This is a genomic window from Microbacterium sp. SA39 (genome assembly GCF_000967865.1).
GTDB lineage: Bacteria > Actinomycetota > Actinomycetes > Actinomycetales > Microbacteriaceae > Microbacterium.
Map to the genome: position 1 here is coordinate 46,849 of NZ_JXRU01000035.1, position 16,566 is coordinate 63,414.

18 protein-coding genes are annotated in these 16,566 nt (G+C 69.5%); 6 read left to right on the forward strand and 12 right to left on the reverse strand.

Features of this window, described 5'->3' with window-relative positions:
- Positions 1-30 precede the first annotated feature (30 nt).
- The 3 genes from RS85_RS11360 to RS85_RS11370 all read left to right on the forward strand — a co-directional run bounded on the left by RS85_RS11360 (position 31) and on the right by RS85_RS11370 (position 2,061).
- A complete protein-coding gene (locus RS85_RS11360; RefSeq protein WP_046013568.1) occupies positions 31-891 on the forward strand; it encodes a spermidine synthase in 861 nt (286 codons plus the stop codon).
- 107 nt (positions 892-998) lie between these two features.
- Positions 999-1,526: a hypothetical protein gene (locus RS85_RS11365; RefSeq protein ID WP_046013569.1), complete on the forward strand. Its 528-nt coding sequence runs from the start codon at positions 999-1,001 to the stop codon at positions 1,524-1,526.
- Positions 1,527-1,572: 46 nt separating this feature from the next.
- Entirely contained in the window at positions 1,573-2,061 is a 489-nt protein-coding gene (locus RS85_RS11370) for a SprT-like domain-containing protein (protein ID WP_046013570.1), read from the forward strand.
- A 30-nt stretch (positions 2,062-2,091) separates the two neighbouring features.
- Here RS85_RS11370 and RS85_RS11375 read toward each other — a convergent pair whose 3' ends face one another.
- The 11 genes from RS85_RS11375 to RS85_RS11425 all read right to left on the reverse strand — a co-directional run bounded on the left by RS85_RS11375 (position 2,092) and on the right by RS85_RS11425 (position 12,439).
- Entirely contained in the window at positions 2,092-2,526 is a 435-nt protein-coding gene (locus tag RS85_RS11375) for a DUF3054 domain-containing protein (protein ID WP_046013571.1), read from the reverse strand.
- A 68-nt stretch (positions 2,527-2,594) separates the two neighbouring features.
- Positions 2,595-3,257, reverse strand: coding sequence for a 2-phosphosulfolactate phosphatase (locus RS85_RS11380; RefSeq protein WP_046013572.1), 663 nt, complete (start codon positions 3,255-3,257; stop codon positions 2,595-2,597).
- An 18-nt stretch (positions 3,258-3,275) separates the two neighbouring features.
- Complete coding sequence (locus tag RS85_RS11385) at positions 3,276-4,736, reverse strand: ABC transporter permease (protein ID WP_046013573.1); 1,461 nt, start codon at positions 4,734-4,736, stop codon at positions 3,276-3,278.
- Positions 4,733-5,494, reverse strand: coding sequence for an ABC transporter ATP-binding protein (locus RS85_RS11390; RefSeq protein WP_046013574.1), 762 nt, complete (start codon positions 5,492-5,494; stop codon positions 4,733-4,735). Before RS85_RS11390 ends, RS85_RS11385 begins: the two co-directional genes overlap by 4 nt.
- 189 nt (positions 5,495-5,683) lie before the next feature.
- Positions 5,684-6,319, reverse strand: a complete 636-nt coding sequence (locus tag RS85_RS11395; RefSeq protein ID WP_046013575.1) for a response regulator — start codon at positions 6,317-6,319, stop codon at positions 5,684-5,686.
- Positions 6,320-6,347: 28 nt separating this feature from the next.
- A complete protein-coding gene (locus tag RS85_RS11400) occupies positions 6,348-7,541 on the reverse strand; it encodes a sensor histidine kinase (RefSeq protein ID WP_046013576.1) in 1,194 nt (397 codons plus the stop codon).
- A gap of 58 nt (positions 7,542-7,599) precedes the next feature.
- Positions 7,600-8,391: a class I SAM-dependent methyltransferase gene (locus RS85_RS11405; RefSeq protein WP_046013577.1), complete on the reverse strand. Its 792-nt coding sequence runs from the start codon at positions 8,389-8,391 to the stop codon at positions 7,600-7,602.
- A gap of 19 nt (positions 8,392-8,410) precedes the next feature.
- On the reverse strand, positions 8,411-9,499 hold the full coding sequence (locus RS85_RS11410) for an AAA family ATPase (RefSeq protein WP_327037216.1): 1,089 nt from the start codon (positions 9,497-9,499) through the stop codon (positions 8,411-8,413).
- Positions 9,500-9,513: 14 nt separating this feature from the next.
- Positions 9,514-10,668 carry an AMP-binding protein gene (locus RS85_RS11415; RefSeq protein WP_046013579.1) on the reverse strand — a complete coding sequence of 385 codons (1,155 nt, stop codon included), beginning with the start codon at positions 10,666-10,668 and terminating at the stop codon, positions 9,514-9,516.
- A 12-nt stretch (positions 10,669-10,680) separates the two neighbouring features.
- Positions 10,681-11,394 carry a DUF3800 domain-containing protein gene (locus RS85_RS11420; RefSeq protein ID WP_046013580.1) on the reverse strand — a complete coding sequence of 238 codons (714 nt, stop codon included), beginning with the start codon at positions 11,392-11,394 and terminating at the stop codon, positions 10,681-10,683.
- Between the two features lie 112 nt (positions 11,395-11,506).
- A complete protein-coding gene (locus RS85_RS11425) occupies positions 11,507-12,439 on the reverse strand; it encodes a 1,4-dihydroxy-2-naphthoyl-CoA synthase (RefSeq protein ID WP_046013736.1) in 933 nt (310 codons plus the stop codon).
- A gap of 156 nt (positions 12,440-12,595) precedes the next feature.
- Here RS85_RS11425 and RS85_RS11430 point away from each other — a divergent pair, with 156 nt between their 5' ends.
- The 3 genes from RS85_RS11430 (at position 12,596) to RS85_RS11440 (ending at position 15,912) form a co-directional block, all read left to right on the forward strand.
- Positions 12,596-13,615, forward strand: a complete 1,020-nt coding sequence (locus RS85_RS11430) for a GNAT family N-acetyltransferase (RefSeq protein WP_046013581.1) — start codon at positions 12,596-12,598, stop codon at positions 13,613-13,615.
- A 181-nt stretch (positions 13,616-13,796) separates the two neighbouring features.
- The gene (locus RS85_RS11435) at positions 13,797-14,933 is read left to right on the forward strand and encodes a Fic family protein (RefSeq protein ID WP_046013582.1); all 1,137 of its coding nucleotides are present in this window, start codon (positions 13,797-13,799) and stop codon (positions 14,931-14,933) included.
- 1 nt (position 14,934) lies between these two features.
- A complete protein-coding gene (locus RS85_RS11440) occupies positions 14,935-15,912 on the forward strand; it encodes an o-succinylbenzoate synthase (RefSeq protein WP_046013583.1) in 978 nt (325 codons plus the stop codon).
- Positions 15,913-15,918: 6 nt separating this feature from the next.
- Here RS85_RS11440 and RS85_RS11445 read toward each other — a convergent pair whose 3' ends face one another.
- On the reverse strand, positions 15,919-16,557 hold the full coding sequence (locus RS85_RS11445) for a TetR/AcrR family transcriptional regulator (protein ID WP_046013584.1): 639 nt from the start codon (positions 16,555-16,557) through the stop codon (positions 15,919-15,921).
- Between the last annotated feature and the right edge of the window lie 9 nt (positions 16,558-16,566).

Below are 16,566 nucleotides of genomic sequence, written 5' to 3' on the forward strand. Positions count from 1 at the left end.
CGGCGCTCCGGGACGCGTAGGCTCGTGCGCATGGGCAGGACGCGATCGCGAGACACGGAGCACCCTGAGGCCCGTCTCGACCACGGTGGCATCGCGCGCATCATCCCGTCGGAATTCACGACCGGCTTCGAGCTGATCGTCGACGGCACGCCGCAGTCGCACGTCGACCTCGACGACCCGACCCACCTGCACTTCGAGTACATCGTGCGGATGGGTGCCGTGATCGACCAGCTCCCGCCGGGCGCGCTCACCGCCGTGCACCTGGGCGCGGGCGCCCTGACCATCCCCCGTTACATCGACGCCACGCGCCCCGGCTCCCGTCAGCAGGTCATCGAACTGGAAGCCCCGCTCGCCCAGCTGGTGCGCGAGCACCTCCCCCTGTCGAAAGGGGCGGCCATCCGCATCCGGATCGGCGACGCGCGGGAGGGAGTCGGCCGGCTCCCGGCGGCCCTCCGGGCGAACTGCGACCTCGTCGTCTCGGACGTGTACTCGGGCGCGCAGACCCCTGCCCACCTCACCAGCGTCGAGTTCTACCGCGAGATCGCGGAACTCCTCGCGCCCGCAGGCGTGCTGCTGGTGAACGTCGCCGACGGCCCTGGCCTCGCCTTCGCGCGACGACAGGCGGCCACGATCGCCGAGGTTCTCCCTGAGATCGGCATCCTCGCCGACACGCAGGTGCTCAAGGGTCGACGGTTCGGGAACCTCGTGATCGCGGCATCCGCGTCACCCCTCCCCACCGAATGGCTGCCGCGGATGCTGGCCGCCGGACCGCACCCCGCGAAGATCGCGCAGGGCGCCGAGGCGCGCGCGTTCCTGCAGGGCGCGCGAGTTGTGACGGACGCCGATGCCGTCGCGTCCCCGAGGCCGAACGCCTCCCTCTTCGACCGCTGACCTGCACGAACCGATCTCGCGATCGGATGCCGCCGAGCGGGGCGCGCCGCCCCGACGACCGGCCGGGCGCCAGGCAGACTGAACGGGGACGCTGCGGAAGGAGAGCAATGAGTTTCATCCAGGGATACGATCAGGAGACCCTCCGCGAGCTGGTCGATCTCGACGAGTGCGCGGCGCGCCTCGCGGAGATCGAGTCGCAGCGCAGCCTCCCCGCGCTGCTCGAGCGCGTGTGGCTGCTGAAGGTGCAGGGTCGGCTCGACGAAGCGCTCGCGCTGGCTGACGACGCGGTGCGTCAGGCGCGGATGGCCGGCACGCGCAAGGATGTGCTGCGCGCACGGGTACTGCACGCGACGATCCTGCAGTACCGGGGCGCTCATGCCGCTGCCGAGCAGGAGCTGGCGACCTGCGCAGACGAGGCCGAGGGGCAGCGCTGGCTGTCGATCGCCGCGTTCGCGCATCACCATCACGGCAAGAACGCGTACGACGCCGGCGACTACGAGACGGCTCGCGAGAGCTTCAAGCGCTCGCTGTTCCTGCGCCGCGAGTCGGGCGCCGAGGATCGCGACCTCGAGACCGCGCTGCTGGCGATCGAGGCAGCGGAACGCCGTCGCTCCGAGCAGCTCGTCGCGGGCTGACCCGCGCATCGTCCACGATGTCGGCGGCATGGCTTAGCCTTGGCGCATGGCGGAACTCGACCGTGTGCGCATCTGGGGTGAGGCACTGATCAGAATGCATCTCGATGCGAGCTGGTCCTTCGGATTCGACAATGCAAAGCGCCGAGCGGGGCTCTGCGACTACACGAACAAGCGCATCACCGTGTCGCGATACCTCGCCGCCCGTTTCGAAGACGACGAGATCCACCAGGTGCTCCTGCATGAGGTCGCCCATGCCCTCGCCGGGCACACGGCCGCGCACGGCCCGGCGTGGAAGGGCGTGGCGCGAGATCTCGGCTATGTGGGCGGCACCACGCACCGCGGTGAGACGGCCGTCGAACTCGCCCCCTGGGTCGGCCGGTGTCCTGCGGGCCACGTCACCTATCGCCATCGCCGCCCCACGCGGGCGACGTCATGCGCGCGGTGCTCGCGCACCTTCGACCCGCGATACGTCTTCGCCTGGACGCGTCGGGAGATCACGAGCGACGCGCGCCTGGCCGCGCAGCTGCCCCGCTGACGATCGGCCGACAGTCGATCGTCTCGGCGATCAGTCGAGCGGGTCGATGATGTCGTGGCTGCCGGATGCTGGGCCGTTCGCCGCTCCCGGTTGAGTGCTGGACGCCGAAGCGCCTCGGCGACGGACCAGTGCGGTGACCGCGCGCCACCCGATGAGGAATACGCCGAGCACGAGCGTCGCGACGATGATGAACGGCATTTCTGCGGTGTCTCCGCTGACGACGCGCAGGAGCATTCCGCCCACGACGGTCACGACCCAGACGACTGCGCCCCAGAGCACTGACCACGGGCGCCGCGGGCGCCCCGGCAACAGCGCGGCGAGCAGGTGTCCGATGAGCAATGCGACGAGGAACGGCCAGGCGGTGAGCAGAAAGCCCGCCGGGTTCTCGTCGTGGGACGCGCGTCCGATGACCGCGAAGATCAGCACGAGCACGACGTCGACGAGGAGAGCGGGGAAGTACCTCATGCCACGACCCTACGTGCCGCACGGTGTCGCCGTACATGCCCCGCGGCTCGGGCGAGGACTCGCGGTGTTCAGGCGAACCGAGTGAAGCGACCGCCGCGCAGCACCGGGACGGCGTGCACGGCATCGAGCGCAGACGCATCCGCGATCGCCGTCGGCACGAGACCCGATGCCTCGATGCGTGCCGTGGCGGCGACGCCGGCGTCGATCTCGCGCGCGGAGCCGCTCGCGCTGAGCAGGTGCCGGAGGGCCCGGCGCAGGGCGCGGAACCCCTCGGCGGCGACCGCCGCGTCCGGCGCGGTGTGGTCGATGCCGAGGTCGGTGAGCGCCGCGACGATCGCCCCCGCGCCGAGCTGATCCTCGACCGCGAACCGCAGCTCGGCCGCCGCATCCATTTCCCCCGCGGCGATGATCGCCACCGAAGTCCGGGCCTGCCGGCGCTCCTGCACGATCTGCACCGTCCGCGCGACGGCCGAGGCGTTGCGAATGCTGCCGAGCAGCACGGTCGCTTCCGACCCGGCGGCAGCCGACGCCACCGCGGCGCCGTTCCGCGACCATTCCTCGGCATCTGCCAGCACGACCTCGCGGCCCTCGGCGACGGCATCCGTCACGGTCGATGAGAACCGCAGCACGTCGACGACCACGACGATGTCGGCCGGGGCCAGTCGGGAGAGACCGGCGACACCCCAGTCGAGACGGACCTGGTACGTGAACTGATCGAACGACGACGGCATCCGTCCAGCCTAGAGGCGTCAGTCGGCGGCGAGAGCTTCGACGGGCGCGACGCGCGTCGCCAGTCGCGTCGGCCTTGCAGCCGCGACGAGAGTGAGCACAGCGGTCGCCACGACGATGATCGCCACCGGCAGCCACGGGATCTGCGGGGCGACGAGACCTGCGGGCGTGAAGTCCGGCAGCGTCGGCACCGAGCCGAGCAGGGACTGCGCCGCGATCCACCCGTAGGCGACCCCGAGGACCAGCCCGGTCAGCGTCGCCGCGACGGTGATGTGCGTGGCTTCGAGCAGGACCATCGTCCGCACCTGCCGGTTGGACAGGCCGATCGAACGGAGGAGCCCCAGCTCACGGCGCCGCTGCACCACGCCGATCGTCAGGAGGTTGACCAGGCCGACGGCCGCGATGACGGCCGAGACCGCGACGAGCACCATCATGATCGCCGCGAAGGCGTCGAACGGCGCGAAGAACTCCTCCGGGATGTCTCCCGTCACCTGCCTCATCATCAGGCGCTTGGCCGATTCCAGGGCTACGGCGAACATCGTCACGAGGGTGACCCCCATCACCACACCGATCGCCATCCGCGAGGACCGCTCGGGGTAGCGCAGGGCGTTCTCCGCCGCCAGGCGGGCGGTCGCGCTCGATCCGAACATCCGACCCACCAGGCGCAGCACGGGCGGCATGAACATCACCGAGCCGATCACCAGACCGGTGAACGACAGGATGCCGCCGAGAAACGCCACCACGACTCCGAGCGGGCTGACCAGCCCGATGACGACGCCGGCGGCGAGCAGCACGGCACCCGAGACCAGCAAGATCCACGCGCCGATGTGCCGACTCGGCTTCGCGGCGACCTCGTCGTGCGTGCGCTCGACGGAACCGCCGAGCGCCTGGAGAGGGGTGACCGACAAGACGCGCCGCGAGCCGGCCCAGGCGGCACCCCACGTGGTGAGTGCGACGCCGATCACCGGCAGGGCGATGAACGGCCGCGCGAAAGAGAAGCCCGCCGGATCGTTGTCGATGAACTGCGCTCCGACCTGCACTCCGATGGCCGCGAGGACGAGACCGGCGAGCAGCCCGATTCCGGCACCGAGCACGCCGATGATGAATCCCTGGCGGCCGACCAGCGCCCGCTGCGAGCGGGCCGTCGCGCCGATGAGCCGCATCAGCGCGATCTGGCGCGTGCGTCCGGCGATGATCGTCGCGAAGGTGTTGGCCGTCACGATCGCCGCGACATACATCGCGACCGCGGTCAGCAGCACCGAGAGCAGCCCGACGACGACGGCGAGCGTGCCGCTGTCGCCGATGAACGGGTCGGCCTGCAGCACGGCGCCGATGTACGCGGTGACCTCGACGAGGATCACCCCGAACGCGGCCGAGAGCGCGGCGACGAGGATGCTGGCTCCCATGCCCCGGTCGCGGAGCCAGCCGAGCCGGGGCCCGGTGGCCGCCGTCTCGGGGACGACCGTGGAGACGGCGGTCATGCCGCCACCTCCGCAGCGAGCATGTAGGCCGAGATCTGCTCGGCGGTCTGACGCGGGTGGTCGGCGACGATGCGGCCGTCGCCCAGGTAGAGCACGCGGTCGGCGTGGCTCGCGGCGATCGCGTCGTGCGTGACCATCGCGATCGACTGGCCGTGTTCGCGGCTGGCGGAGGCGAGCAGCTGCAGCACCTCGCGTCCGGTCTTGGAGTCGAGGTTGCCGGTGGGCTCGTCGGCGAAGACCAGGTCGGGCGCGGTGGCGAGTGCCCGTGCGATCGCGACGCGCTGCTGCTGCCCTCCGGAGAGCTGGTGGGGGCGGTGGTTCAGGCGCGCACCGAGGCCGAGCGAATCGATGAGTCCGTCGATGCGGGCCCGCTCGATCGCGCTCGGACGTCGGCCGTCGAGCTCGAACGGCAGCATGATGTTGCCCAGCGCGTCGAGGGTCGGCACGAGGTTGAACGCCTGGAAGATGAACCCCACGCGGCGACGGCGCAGGATCGTGAGGTCGAGGTCGGAGAGTCCCGTGATGTCGGTGTCGCCGATCCAGGCGCGTCCCTCGGTGGGGCTGTCGAGTCCCGCCATGATGTGCATGAGCGTGGACTTGCCGGAGCCGGACGGCCCCATGATGGCGGTGAACTGCCCCCGGCGGATGCCGACGCTCACGCCGTCGAGCGCATGCACGGTCCCTTCACCGGAGCCGTAGGTCTTCGTGAGGTGCTGGACGCGGGCCGCGAGGCCGAGGTCGCTGGTCGTGATCTCCATACCTCTGACGCTATTTCGGGCGTGCGCCCCGCCGCGTCGCCCGGCAGAGGCATCCCTCGTACATCGCAAGGATGATCGCGCACTCCCGCCGAGCGGCCCCTCTGCGCGCGAGCCGCCCCTCTGTGCTCGTTCGCAAGGGGCCGGTTCGCGCAGAAGGGGCCGGGTCGGCGAGGTAGAGGAAGGGACAGATCAGGCGAGGCCGTGCTCGAACGCGAAGACGACGAGCTGCACTCGGTCCCGGAGCGCGAGCTTGGTGAGGATGCGGCTGATGTGGGTCTTCACCGTGGCCTCGCTCAGGTACTCGCGGCCGGCGATCTCGGCGTTCGACAGCCCCCGTGCGGCGAGCGCGAAGATCTCCTTCTCCCGGTCGGTGAGATCGGAGAACCGGGCGGGAACCGGTTTCGGGGCCTTCGCGAAGTGCTCGAACAGCGTGCGGGTGGCGGATGCCGCGATCACACTCGAACCGGCGTGCACGGTGCGGATCGCCGCCAGCAGGAACTCCGGATCCGCGTCTTTCAAGAGGAAGCCGCTGGCGCCCTGACGGATGGCGCGCGCCGCCGCTTCGTCGAGGTCGAACGTCGTGAGCATGACGATGCGCGGAGGCGCGGGACGGGAGAGGATCTCCGCCGTCGCGGTGAGCCCGTCCATGACCGGCATCCGGATATCCATCAGCACCACGTCGGGCCGGCTGGCGCGCACGACCTCGAGCGCCTCCTGCCCGTCGCCCGCCTCGCCGACCACTTCGAGGTCGGGCTGGGAGGCGACGAGCATACGGATGCCGGCGCGGAAGAGCGACTGATCGTCGACGAGGACGACTCTGATCATGCGTGCTCTCCCTGGTTCGTCGAACACCTCATCCGTCGAGCCCGGACTCGGCGGGGGCGATGGGGAGAGAGCCGCGGACGACGAACTGGGCCCCACGGCGTTCGGCTTGCAGACTACCGCCGACGAGCTGCGCGCGCTCGCGCATGCCGATGAGTCCATGGCCCCCGGGCACAGTCGCCGCCTCCGCCGAGATCGTGTTGCGCACCTCGATGTCGACCTTGTCCGGCAGCCATGCGAGGCGCACGTGGACGGTGCCGTCGCCGTGCCGGATCGCGTTGGTGAGAGCCTCCTGCAGGATGCGATACACCGCCAGCTGGATCGCCCCCGGCGGCTCGCCCGGCGGCACCGGGTCGATCGTGACGAGCGCTTCGACGCCCGCCTGCCGCACCTGGGCGAACAGCGTCTCGAGGTCGGCGAGCGTGGGCTGCGGGCCGTCACCCTGGCGGTGGCGCAGCTGCGTGAGCAGCATCCGTACGTCGCTGAGCGCGCCACGGGCGGTCTGCGCGATGGTGCCAAGGGCCTCGGTGGCGACCTCCGGCTGCGCAGCGGCGGCATAGCGGGCACCGTCGGCCTGCGCGATGACGACCGCGAGCGAATGGGCGACGATGTCGTGCATGTCGCGGGCGATGCGCACGCGCTCCTGCTCCTCGGCGGCGAGCGACTCGGCCTGCAGCTGCGCGGCACGGGTGCGGCGGGATCGCAGCACGACCCGCCAGAGCAGACCGCAGACCCACGCGAAACCGAGCGCGAGCACCGAGACCGCGAGCAGCAGAGTGCCGGCGGTGAGCTGCTCCCACCCCGTTCCGGTGCCGAGCTGCACCCCGCTGACGAAGACCATGTAGAGCGCGGCGGTGAGTCCGCCGATCAGCGCGGACGCGAACCCCCACCAGAGCACGCGGCGGGTGCCCCACGCCGAGGTCGCGTAGAGGACCAGGAGGATGGCGAGGTCGATCGGCAGCGGGCCGAAGCCGGCGATCATCTGCAGCACGGCCCCGGCCCAGGCGGCTGCGAGCGCCAGGCCGGGTGCGAGGCGGCCGATCGCGACGCCGCCGAACATCAGCACACCGGCGAACACCACCGAGGCGACCGCCATGCCGGTGATCTCGACGTTGCCGGTCCCCGGGCCGTAGAACACGACGGAGGTCGGCGTCAGGACGAGGAAGAGCAGCACCGCCCCGATGATGTCGAGGACCAGTGCCGTGCGGGAGAGCGGGCGGATCACTCCCCCACGCTACGCGAGCGTCTGCGCCCCGGCATCCGTCGAGAGATGTATCCCGGCGCTATGCGCGGCAGACGATCTCGCCGTGCGGGACGAGGTACCACCCATCGCCGTCGTCAGCCCAACGCCGCCAGGCATCACTGATGTCCTGCAGGTCTGCCGCCGTGGCCATGCCGCTGCCGACGAGCTGACGCGCGAGCGCGGACTCGACGATCCGGTCGGCCCACATCCCGCCCCACCACGCGCGCTCGTCGGGAGACGCGTAGCACCAGGTGGATGCCGTCGCCGTGACGTCCTCGAAGCCGGCGGCTCGCGCCCAGGACAGCAGTCGTCGACCGGCATCCGGTTCTCCGCCGTTGGCTCGCGCGGCCGCCCGGTAGAGCGCCAGCCATCGGTCGAGCTCAGGAAGCACCGGGAACCAGATGAATCCGGCATAGTCGGCGTCTCGCGCCGCGACGATGCCGCCGGGCACCGTCACGCGACGCATCTCGCGGAGCGCCTGCACCGGGTCGCCGACGTGCTGCAGCACCTGATGCGCGTGCACGACGTCGAACGAGTCGTCGGCGAAGCTCAGCGCGTGGACGTCCTCCACGGAGAAGTCGACGTTCGTCACTCCGCGGGCCGCGGCGAGCTCGCGCGACAGCGAGAGCGCCGCATCGTCGATCTCGGTCGCCGTGACGTGTGCGACGACCCCGGCGAAGTCGACGGTGATGCTTCCGGGACCCGCGCCGACGTCGAGGAGTCGGGTCGCGGGCGTGAGGTGCGGCCGCAGGTAGGCGGCGGAGTTCTCGATATCGCGCACGCTGTGCGACCGGAGGACGGATTCGTGGTGTCCGTGGGTGTACGAGGCCATGCTTCAGTCTGGCAGGGGCTCAGCCTGCCAGGTGCGCCACGATCAGCGCGGCGACCTCCGCCACCGTCGAACCTGTGGTCTCGACCAGCACCTCCCCCTCGCGCAGGGGCTCCTGCCGCTGGCGCATCGCTGTCGCGACGACGCCCTCGACCACTTCGCGCGATGCCCCGATCAGGTCGTCGCCGATCACGCGCGGACCGTCGCCACCGACCCTCCGGCGGACTCGATCACGCGTAGTCGAGGCGTCGGCGTGGAGCCGGACGAAGAGCACGTCGGCGCCAGGGAACGCGGCACGCACGTCTGAGGGGGCGATCTCGAACGGCGCCGCTACGATCGTCGTGCGTGCGCCCGCACCGGAGAAGAGGCGGTGCAGCGCCGCGACGTTCCCGGCTCCGACTTCGTGGTCGATGTTCCACCGGAACCCGAGTTGAGCGGCGTCGATGAATCCGGTGCGCTCCCCCTTCTCCCAGCGCGCGCTCGCGATCTCCCACCCGACCATCGAGGCGCCGGCGCAGCGGGGACCCGTGAGCCAGATCACTCGCCCGGATGCCGCCTCGACTGTGCGAGCAGGCGCCGCCTCCGCGACACCGGCTCCCCAACGCGCGAGCACGGTGGCCGCGGTCTCCTCCACGGAGTGGCCGTCAGTCGGAATGCGGGCCCAGGAGGCATATGCGTCGCGCGTCTCCCGCGAGCCGACGGCGAGCGCGTTCTCGAGCTGCGCGCTCGTCCAGCCGCGGGGAGCCAACCGCTCCCGCCTCGTCGCCTCATCGGCATCCAGCCAGAGGGCGACGGTCGGATGGCCGTTGCCCGAGAGAGCCTCGGCCGGATCGGCCACGCCCGACACGATCAGGCGCTCCGCCCCGGCGACAGCGAACCGCGCAGCGATGAGCGCGAGAGCCGTCTCCTTCAGCTGCCAGCGATCCGTGTCACCGTCCGGGCCGGGATAGCACATGCCCAGCTGATCGATGTCGACGTAGCCGAGGCGCACGCCGTCGGCGGCGAGCTGCTGCGCGATCGCCCACGCGACCGTGCTCTTGCCCACGCCGGGCACGCCGGCCAGTCGCAGCAGATCCATGCGCCCAGTCTGACAGGACGGCCTCACGACCACGCGGAGCGCTCAGGTCAGCGCAGGTCGAGCACGGCGCGCCGGATGCTCTCGCGATCGGGCTTGCCGGAAGCGAGCACTGCCAGCTCGTCGACGATGATCAGGCGGGCCGGACGCGCATGCTTGCCCAGCTCATCGCCGACGGCGTCACGCGCCTGCTCCAGCTGCTCTCCTTCGCTCCGACGGAGAACCTCGCCCCGCGCGACGACGATCACCGAGGCCTCGCCCCAGCGTTCGTCGTCGATGCCGACCACGACCGCCTCGTGAAGGCCCGGGACGCGCCGGACGATGCGCTCGACGCGGTCGAGCGAGATGTTGATCCCGCCGGAGACGATCACGTTGTCGGCGCGCCCGTGCACGCGCACGACGCCATCCTCCACGAGCCCGAGATCTCCGGTCCGGTACCAGCGGATGCCGTGCTCGTCACGCAGGAACGTCCGGGCGGTCAGCGTCCTGTCCTCGAGGTAGCCCTCGGCGAGCATCGGGCCCGCGATGCGCAGTTCACCGTCGACGGCACGCACTGTGACCGACTCGAGAGGCACTCCGTCGTACACGCATCCGCCGCTGGTCTCGGTGGAGCCGTAGGTGCGCACGAGTCTCACGCCGAGATCGGCAGCCCGCTCGCGGAGTGGCTCCGGGAGTGACTGTCCGCCGACGAGGATCGCCCGGTACGCCTGGAGCGCGGCGCGCACGGCGGTGTCGTCGGCGGCGTCGAGCAGCGTCGCGACCTGCGCAGGAACGAGGGAGGTGAACAGCTCGGGGAGGCCGGCGCCCGGCGCGGGCCTCAACATCGCCAGGGTCGCCTCGGCGAACGACACCGGCGAGAACCGCCCGTCGATGGACGAAGGTTCGGTGCCGGCCAGAATCGATCGCACGAGCACCTGCAGCCCCGCGACGTACCCTGTCGGCAGCGCGAGCAGCCATCGCCCACTGCCGATGCGGGACGCGGTCGCCTCGGCGCTCGACCGCAGCGCCTCGGCGCTCAGGGCAACCCGCTTCGGGATGCCGCTCGACCCCGAGGTCGCTATCACGGCGGCGATGCCGTCGGGCACCTCGGTCGGGGCGTCGGCCAGCATGCCGAACCCCAGCGCCGCACGGCCGTCGAGAGCGCGGGCGAGCGCGCGGCGCACCTCTGCCGGATCGTCGGTTTCCGTCGGGATCAGTGCGGCCATGGGGCCCCGCCCTCAGCGTCCATACGAGCCCCCGAACCGCATCCGCTCCATCGACTTGAAATAGCCCTTTCTCAGGGCCCGCTCCGCGCTGTCCTTCGCTGTCGAAAAAAAGTCCTTCTCGGACTTGGACAGCCCGACCGCGTCCATCTTGCGGTGAAGCAGCGCGAGAGTGCAGCACAGATCGGCAGCCTGGAAGAGGCTGTACTCGGATGGCACCACCTTGCGTACCTCCACTCCATCGAGCAACGCATTGAAGACGCTGTTGACGAGTGTGGTGATCTCCTTCTGACCGTTGTCGTAGTAAATGACGATTCCGTCCCACGAGGTGAAGAAGGCGTAGTTGCCGCGAATGAAGGCACCGAGTTCACGCGACATGGCACCGACGAGAGCGTCCGAGTTCTCCAACGCGCGCTTGTCAAAAACCCATGCATGATGAGAAATGCCGCAGACGCGCACGAAGTCGACCAGCACGCGGAAGATGGAGCGACGGTCGGGCAGATCGAGCCAGCGGTAGTCCTGCTCACGACGGATCAGCGGTCCGGTGTGAATGGCATGATCAGGCGCGAAGCCTCGGTCGCGAAGCGCTCCGTGAATGCGATCGAGGTGACCCGATATGTCATCGCTCTGGTCATGCATCACGATGCTCAGGACGTAGAACGGCGAATGGGGGGCGACTGGACCGAAATCCCCGGATTCATCGATGAAGATACTGAGTTCTCGCGCCACCCGCTCAGGCCCCCGAAAATGCAGTCAGGCGGGGGATGTCCCCGCCTAAAGGGTGGACCAGGGCCTCACGGCCAGCCCAGCATCTCGATTCTACCACCCGCGACGTTCGATCTCAGTAGTGCCAGGGGAATGACGACCAGTCGGCGTCGCGCTTCTCGAGGAACGAGTCGCGTCCCTCGACGGCCTCGTCCGTGCCGTAGGCCAAGCGCGTCGCCTCTCCGGCGAACACCTGCTGACCCACCAGACCGTCGTCGACCGCGTTGAAGGCGAACTTCAGCATGCGGATGGCCGTGGGCGACTTGGTGAGCACGGTGCGCGCCATCTTCAGCGCCTCCCGCTCGAGGTCGGCGTGCGGCACGACCCGGTTCACTGCTCCGGCCTCGTACGCGCGCTGAGCCGAGTACTCCTCGGCGAGGAAGAACACCTCGCGCGCGAACTTCTGCCCGGTCTGCCTGGCCATGTAGGCGGAGCCGTATCCGGCGTCGAAGCTGCCGACGTCGGCATCCGTCTGCTTGAAGCGCGCCTCTTCGGCAGAGGCGATGGTCAGGTCGCACACCACATGCAGGGAGTGCCCGCCGCCGGCCGCCCATCCGGGGACGACCGCGATGACCACCTTCGGCATGAAGCGGATGAGGCGCTGCACCTCGAGGATGTGCAGGCGGCCGCCGCGCGCGCGCGTTTCGTCTCGCTCTGCTCGCTCAACGACCGATTGCTCCGATTCGGAGTACTTGTAGCCGTCGCGCCCACGGATGCGCTGATCGCCGCCCGAGCAGAACGCCCATCCGCCGTCCTTCGGACTCGGCCCGTTGCCGGTCAGCAGCACCGCGCCGATGCGCGAGTCCTGACGGGCGATGTCGAGGGCCCGGTACAACTCGTCGACCGTGTGCGGGCGAAACGCGTTGCGCACCTCGGGACGGTTGAACGCGATGCGTGCGACGCCGCCGTCGTGCGTGACGTGCGCGGTGATGTCGGTGTAGTCCTCGGCACCGGGCGCGAGCACCCATTCGGCCGGATCGAAGAGGTCGGAGACGAATGCGCTGGTCACAGCATCCACCCTATTCCTCGCCCTCCCGTAACGAGGGAGCGCCGCCTTCCGAGGGAAGCCGGCCTCCGAGGTGCGGTAGAGCTCGCGAGGCCTGGCCTCGTCGGTCTTCCTCTTGCTCGTCAGGTACCCGCTGCGCGGCCGAAATAGGGTGAGGACATGACCATCCAGATCTCCCGCATCGATCCATTCGACGACGAAGCCGTCGATGCGTGGTGGCAAGCCTACGCCGCGGCGGAGCGTGCAGACCGCGGGCCGGATGCCGTGGTCTGGAGTCGCGAGGAGAGCCGCAGCGAGCTGCAACAGGATTCGGCGATCGTCGACCGGCGGGCATACCTTCTTCGCGACGGGCCCCGGGTCGTCGGCTCGGCCAGTCTCGCTCTTCCGTTGAAGGACAACATTCATATCGCACACCTCGCCGTCAGCGTGCCGCCGGAGAATCGGCGATGCGGGGTCGGGTCGGAAGCACTCGCCTTCCTCGAGGAGGAGGCCGTCGCGGCCGACCGCACGACGTCTCAGGGCTTCACATCCTGGCCGTACGGGCTCCGCTCGGAGGGCGACGGCTCACCCGGACGCGAGTTCGCCCGCCGCCACGGGTACGACCTCGCCCTCGGCGACGTGCAGAGCCGGCTTCCGCTGCCTGTCGACCCGGCAGTGCTCGACCGCCTCGACGCCGATGTAACAGGTCCCGCCGCGGGCTACGAGATCCGCAGCTGGGTCGGCCGCGTTCCCGACGATGTCGTGGAGCGCTGGACGATCCTCGATGCCACCCTCGACACCGAGGCGCCCACCGGCGCACTCGACATCGAACCGCAGAAGCCCGACGTCGACAGCATCCGAGAAATCGAAGCGCTCATCGAGAAGCAGCGCCGCGTGTCCTTCGGGACGATCGCCCTCACGTCCGGCGGCGACGCCGCCGCATACTCCCAGCTCGTCGTGTCGAGCGATGACGGCAACGCCTATCAGTGGGGCACGCTCGTGCGTCGCGCCGACCGGGGCCACCGCCTCGGTACAGCCGTCAAGCTCGCGAATCTTCGGATGCTGCAGCGTGAGGCGCCGCAGACGAAAGCGGTCTACACGTACAACGCCGAGTCGAACGCGCACATGCGGGCAGTGAACAAGCTGTTCGGCTTCCGCCCGAGCGAGCGCATGGGCGAGCTCCAGAAGCACCTGGTGTGAAGCGCGCGCGGATCCGCACTTCGTCTGAGCGTGCGTCCGCAGATGCCGCGAGGACAGGCACGCAAATTCCTTCGGACGCGCGAGAGCGAAAAAGACCGAAAAAACGCCGCTTTCGGGCTATCCATTGCAATTAGTCGAGCTATGGGCTGAAGATAGCCGTAGAGACGCGAGAGGAGATGCCGTGCGAGAGCTCTATCGACTTCCGCAGCCCGGCTTCGGGTCGCCGCTGGTCCCACTCCTCTTCGAGATCGAGCGCCTTCGCGCCGACATCGGCACGGGCACGACGCCTCGCGAGATCTTCACCGAACTGCACCAGCTGTTCGACACGGTGATGAGTGTCATCTCCGCACGGATCGAAGGAAACCACACGACCGTCTACGAAGCGGTCGAGACGATCGGACGCGAACGCTCGCCCTCTCGGGAAGAGCACCTCAGAGAGATCTCCAACATCGTCGATGCCGTCCATTACATCGACACCCTGGATCCGAACCTGCCGCTCACGCATGCACTCGTCCGAGAGCTGCACGCTCGCACGGTGGCCGGCCTCGCACGCGAGGGGGATCCGACCCCCGGCGCCTATCGGCAGACGGATATGGCGATCTCCGGATCGCAGCACACCCCTCCTTCCTGTGTCACCCTCCATGCCGACATGACAGCGTTGATCGACTTCGCGAACGAAGATCGACCTCTGCACGAGCAGATGATGCAGGTCGCCCTCGCGCATCATCGTTTCGTCTGGATCCACCCGTTCGGCAACGGCAACGGTCGGGTTTCCCGCCTCTTCACATACGCCATGCTCCGCACCAAGATCTTTGCCACGCGAGGCTTCAGCGCCCTGCATCCCACGGCCGTCTTCGGCAACGATCGCTCCGCCTACGTCGCCGCGCTCGAAGCCGCCGATTCACTCAGCGAGTCCGGGACCACATCGTGGATCACGTTCTTCGCGCAGGGCATTCGCGACGATCTGGCGCGCCTCGTCCAGTTGCAGGACCACAGATCCGTCGCCGTCGAGCTGGTCGGCCCCGCGCTCAACCAGCTGCTGGCCGACGGGGTCATCGGACCTGCCGAAGAGAGGGCGATGCGCGTCATACTCCAGGCCGGCGTTGTGAAAGCAGGAGACCTGGAGCGCGCGATACCGGGCAGCGTCTCGCAGCGATCGCGCGCGATCCGCTCCCTCCTCGAACGGGGGCTCCTCCGTCAGGCAGACGAAGGACCACGCTTCTATCGACTGTCCCTCAGCCGAGGCCCGCTGGCCTCCCGACTCATCCGCAGCCTGAACACCGCAGGATTCCTTCCGAAGATTCTGGAGAACGACTGACATGCTCCCCCCACTCGCAGACCTGCTCGCATCCGCCCGCATCGTCGCGCTCCCGATGCACACCCGCTTCCGCGGCATCGACACCCGCGAGGCCCTGCTGTTCGAAGGGCCGGAGGGGTGGGCCGAGTTCTCCCCCTTCGTCGAGTACGAGGATGCCGAGGCCGCGAGCTGGCTCGCCGCCGCGATCGACTTCGGCTGGCACAGCCAACCGGCGCCGCTGCGCGATCGCATCCGCGTGAACGCCACCGTCCCCGCGATCGATGCCGCGCGCGTCTCCGAAGTCCTCGCTCGCTTCGCCGGATGCCGGACGACCAAAGTGAAGGTCGCCGAGCCCGGTCAGACGCTCGCCGATGACATCGCCCGGGTGCGCGCCGTGCGCGAAGCGATGGGACCGGAGGGCCGCATCCGGGTCGACGCGAACGGCATGTGGAACGTGGATGAGGCCGAGCATGCCGTGCACGCGCTGAACGAGTTCGATCTCGAGTACGTCGAACAGCCCTGCGCGACGGTGGAGGAGCTCGCCGATCTGCGCAAGCGCGTGAAGTACATGGGCATCCCTGTCGCTGCGGACGAGAGCATCCGCAAGTCCTCTGACCCGCTCGCGGTCGCCCGTGCCCGCGCCGCCGACGTCCTGGTCATCAAGGCACAGCCCCTGGGGGGCATCACGCACGCACTGCAGATCGTGACGGCGGCGGGGCTCCCAGCCGTGGTCTCGAGCGCCCTCGACACCGCGATCGGTCTGTCGCAGGGTGCCGCGCTCGCTGCGGCGCTTCCTGATCTCGACTTCGACAGCGGCCTGGGCACCTCATCGCTGTTCCTCGACGATGTCGCGGACCTGCGGCCCGTGGACGGGTCGATCCCCGTCGGCCGGGTGACGCCGGATGCCGATGCGCTCCGCCGTCTCGCCGCCTCCGACGACCGTCGCGACTGGTGGCTCGCGCGCCTCGAGCGCTGCCACGCGGTGCTGGCCGCGCGCTGAGCAGGCTCAGCCGATCGCGGGCTCGTCCACGACGAGAAGCTGCACCAGGCGGGCGAGCTCCTCGCTGCTGGAGTGTCGCAGCCGCGCGTCGTCCTGGCCAGCCATCGCGCCCCGCACCGTCATGCCTTCCCAGACGATCATGAGCATGCGGGCGGCGACGTCAGCCGGAAGCCGCAGCTTCAAGAGCCCTGCGGAGACGATGTCCTCGACGATCTGGGCGATGCTCGCAACCATCTCGCGTTCCTGCGCCAGATAGGCGATGCCGAACTGCTCGTCGCGGAGCGCGCGGATGCGGATCTCGCTCATCAGCATCACGCCGAGACGATCGTCGCCGCCGAGCTCCATCACCTGCTGCACAAGATCGATGGGATCGCAGCCCTCGGCGAGCGCACCCTCGGCGGTCATTTCCTCGACGCGGGTCCGCACGGCGTTCACACGCACCTCGGCGACGCTGGCCGTGAGCATCAGGAAGAGCTCATCCTTCGACTCGAAGTTCGAGTAGAACGCTCCCCGGGTGAATCCGGCGCGCTCGCACACGGCTTCGACGGATGCGCCGTCGAGCCCGACCTCGGCGAAGACCTGTGCCGCGGCCTCGAGCAGACGGGCTCGCGTGTTCTCGCGACTGCGGGTTGCGGGTGTCGTCATCGAAACCTC

What these genes read in the sequence shown, in the direction of transcription:
- RS85_RS11360 (WP_046013568.1), top strand. Translation starts at nt 31, where the DNA reads ATGGGCAGGACGCGATCGCGAGACACGGAGCACCCTGAGGCCCGTCTC.
- RS85_RS11365 (WP_046013569.1), top strand. Translation starts at nt 999, where the DNA reads ATGAGTTTCATCCAGGGATACGATCAGGAGACCCTCCGCGAGCTGGTC.
- RS85_RS11370 (WP_046013570.1), top strand. Translation starts at nt 1,573, where the DNA reads ATGGCGGAACTCGACCGTGTGCGCATCTGGGGTGAGGCACTGATCAGA.
- RS85_RS11375 (WP_046013571.1), bottom strand. Translation starts at nt 2,526, where the DNA reads ATGAGGTACTTCCCCGCTCTCCTCGTCGACGTCGTGCTCGTGCTGATC.
- RS85_RS11380 (WP_046013572.1), bottom strand. Translation starts at nt 3,257, where the DNA reads ATGCCGTCGTCGTTCGATCAGTTCACGTACCAGGTCCGTCTCGACTGG.
- RS85_RS11385 (WP_046013573.1), bottom strand. Translation starts at nt 4,736, where the DNA reads ATGACCGCCGTCTCCACGGTCGTCCCCGAGACGGCGGCCACCGGGCCC.
- RS85_RS11390 (WP_046013574.1), bottom strand. Translation starts at nt 5,494, where the DNA reads ATGGAGATCACGACCAGCGACCTCGGCCTCGCGGCCCGCGTCCAGCAC.
- RS85_RS11395 (WP_046013575.1), bottom strand. Translation starts at nt 6,319, where the DNA reads ATGATCAGAGTCGTCCTCGTCGACGATCAGTCGCTCTTCCGCGCCGGC.
- RS85_RS11405 (WP_046013577.1), bottom strand. Translation starts at nt 8,391, where the DNA reads ATGGCCTCGTACACCCACGGACACCACGAATCCGTCCTCCGGTCGCAC.
- RS85_RS11415 (WP_046013579.1), bottom strand. Translation starts at nt 10,668, where the DNA reads ATGGCCGCACTGATCCCGACGGAAACCGACGATCCGGCAGAGGTGCGC.
- RS85_RS11430 (WP_046013581.1), top strand. Translation starts at nt 12,596, where the DNA reads ATGACCATCCAGATCTCCCGCATCGATCCATTCGACGACGAAGCCGTC.
- RS85_RS11440 (WP_046013583.1), top strand. Translation starts at nt 14,935, where the DNA reads ATGCTCCCCCCACTCGCAGACCTGCTCGCATCCGCCCGCATCGTCGCG.
- RS85_RS11445 (WP_046013584.1), bottom strand. Translation starts at nt 16,557, where the DNA reads ATGACGACACCCGCAACCCGCAGTCGCGAGAACACGCGAGCCCGTCTG.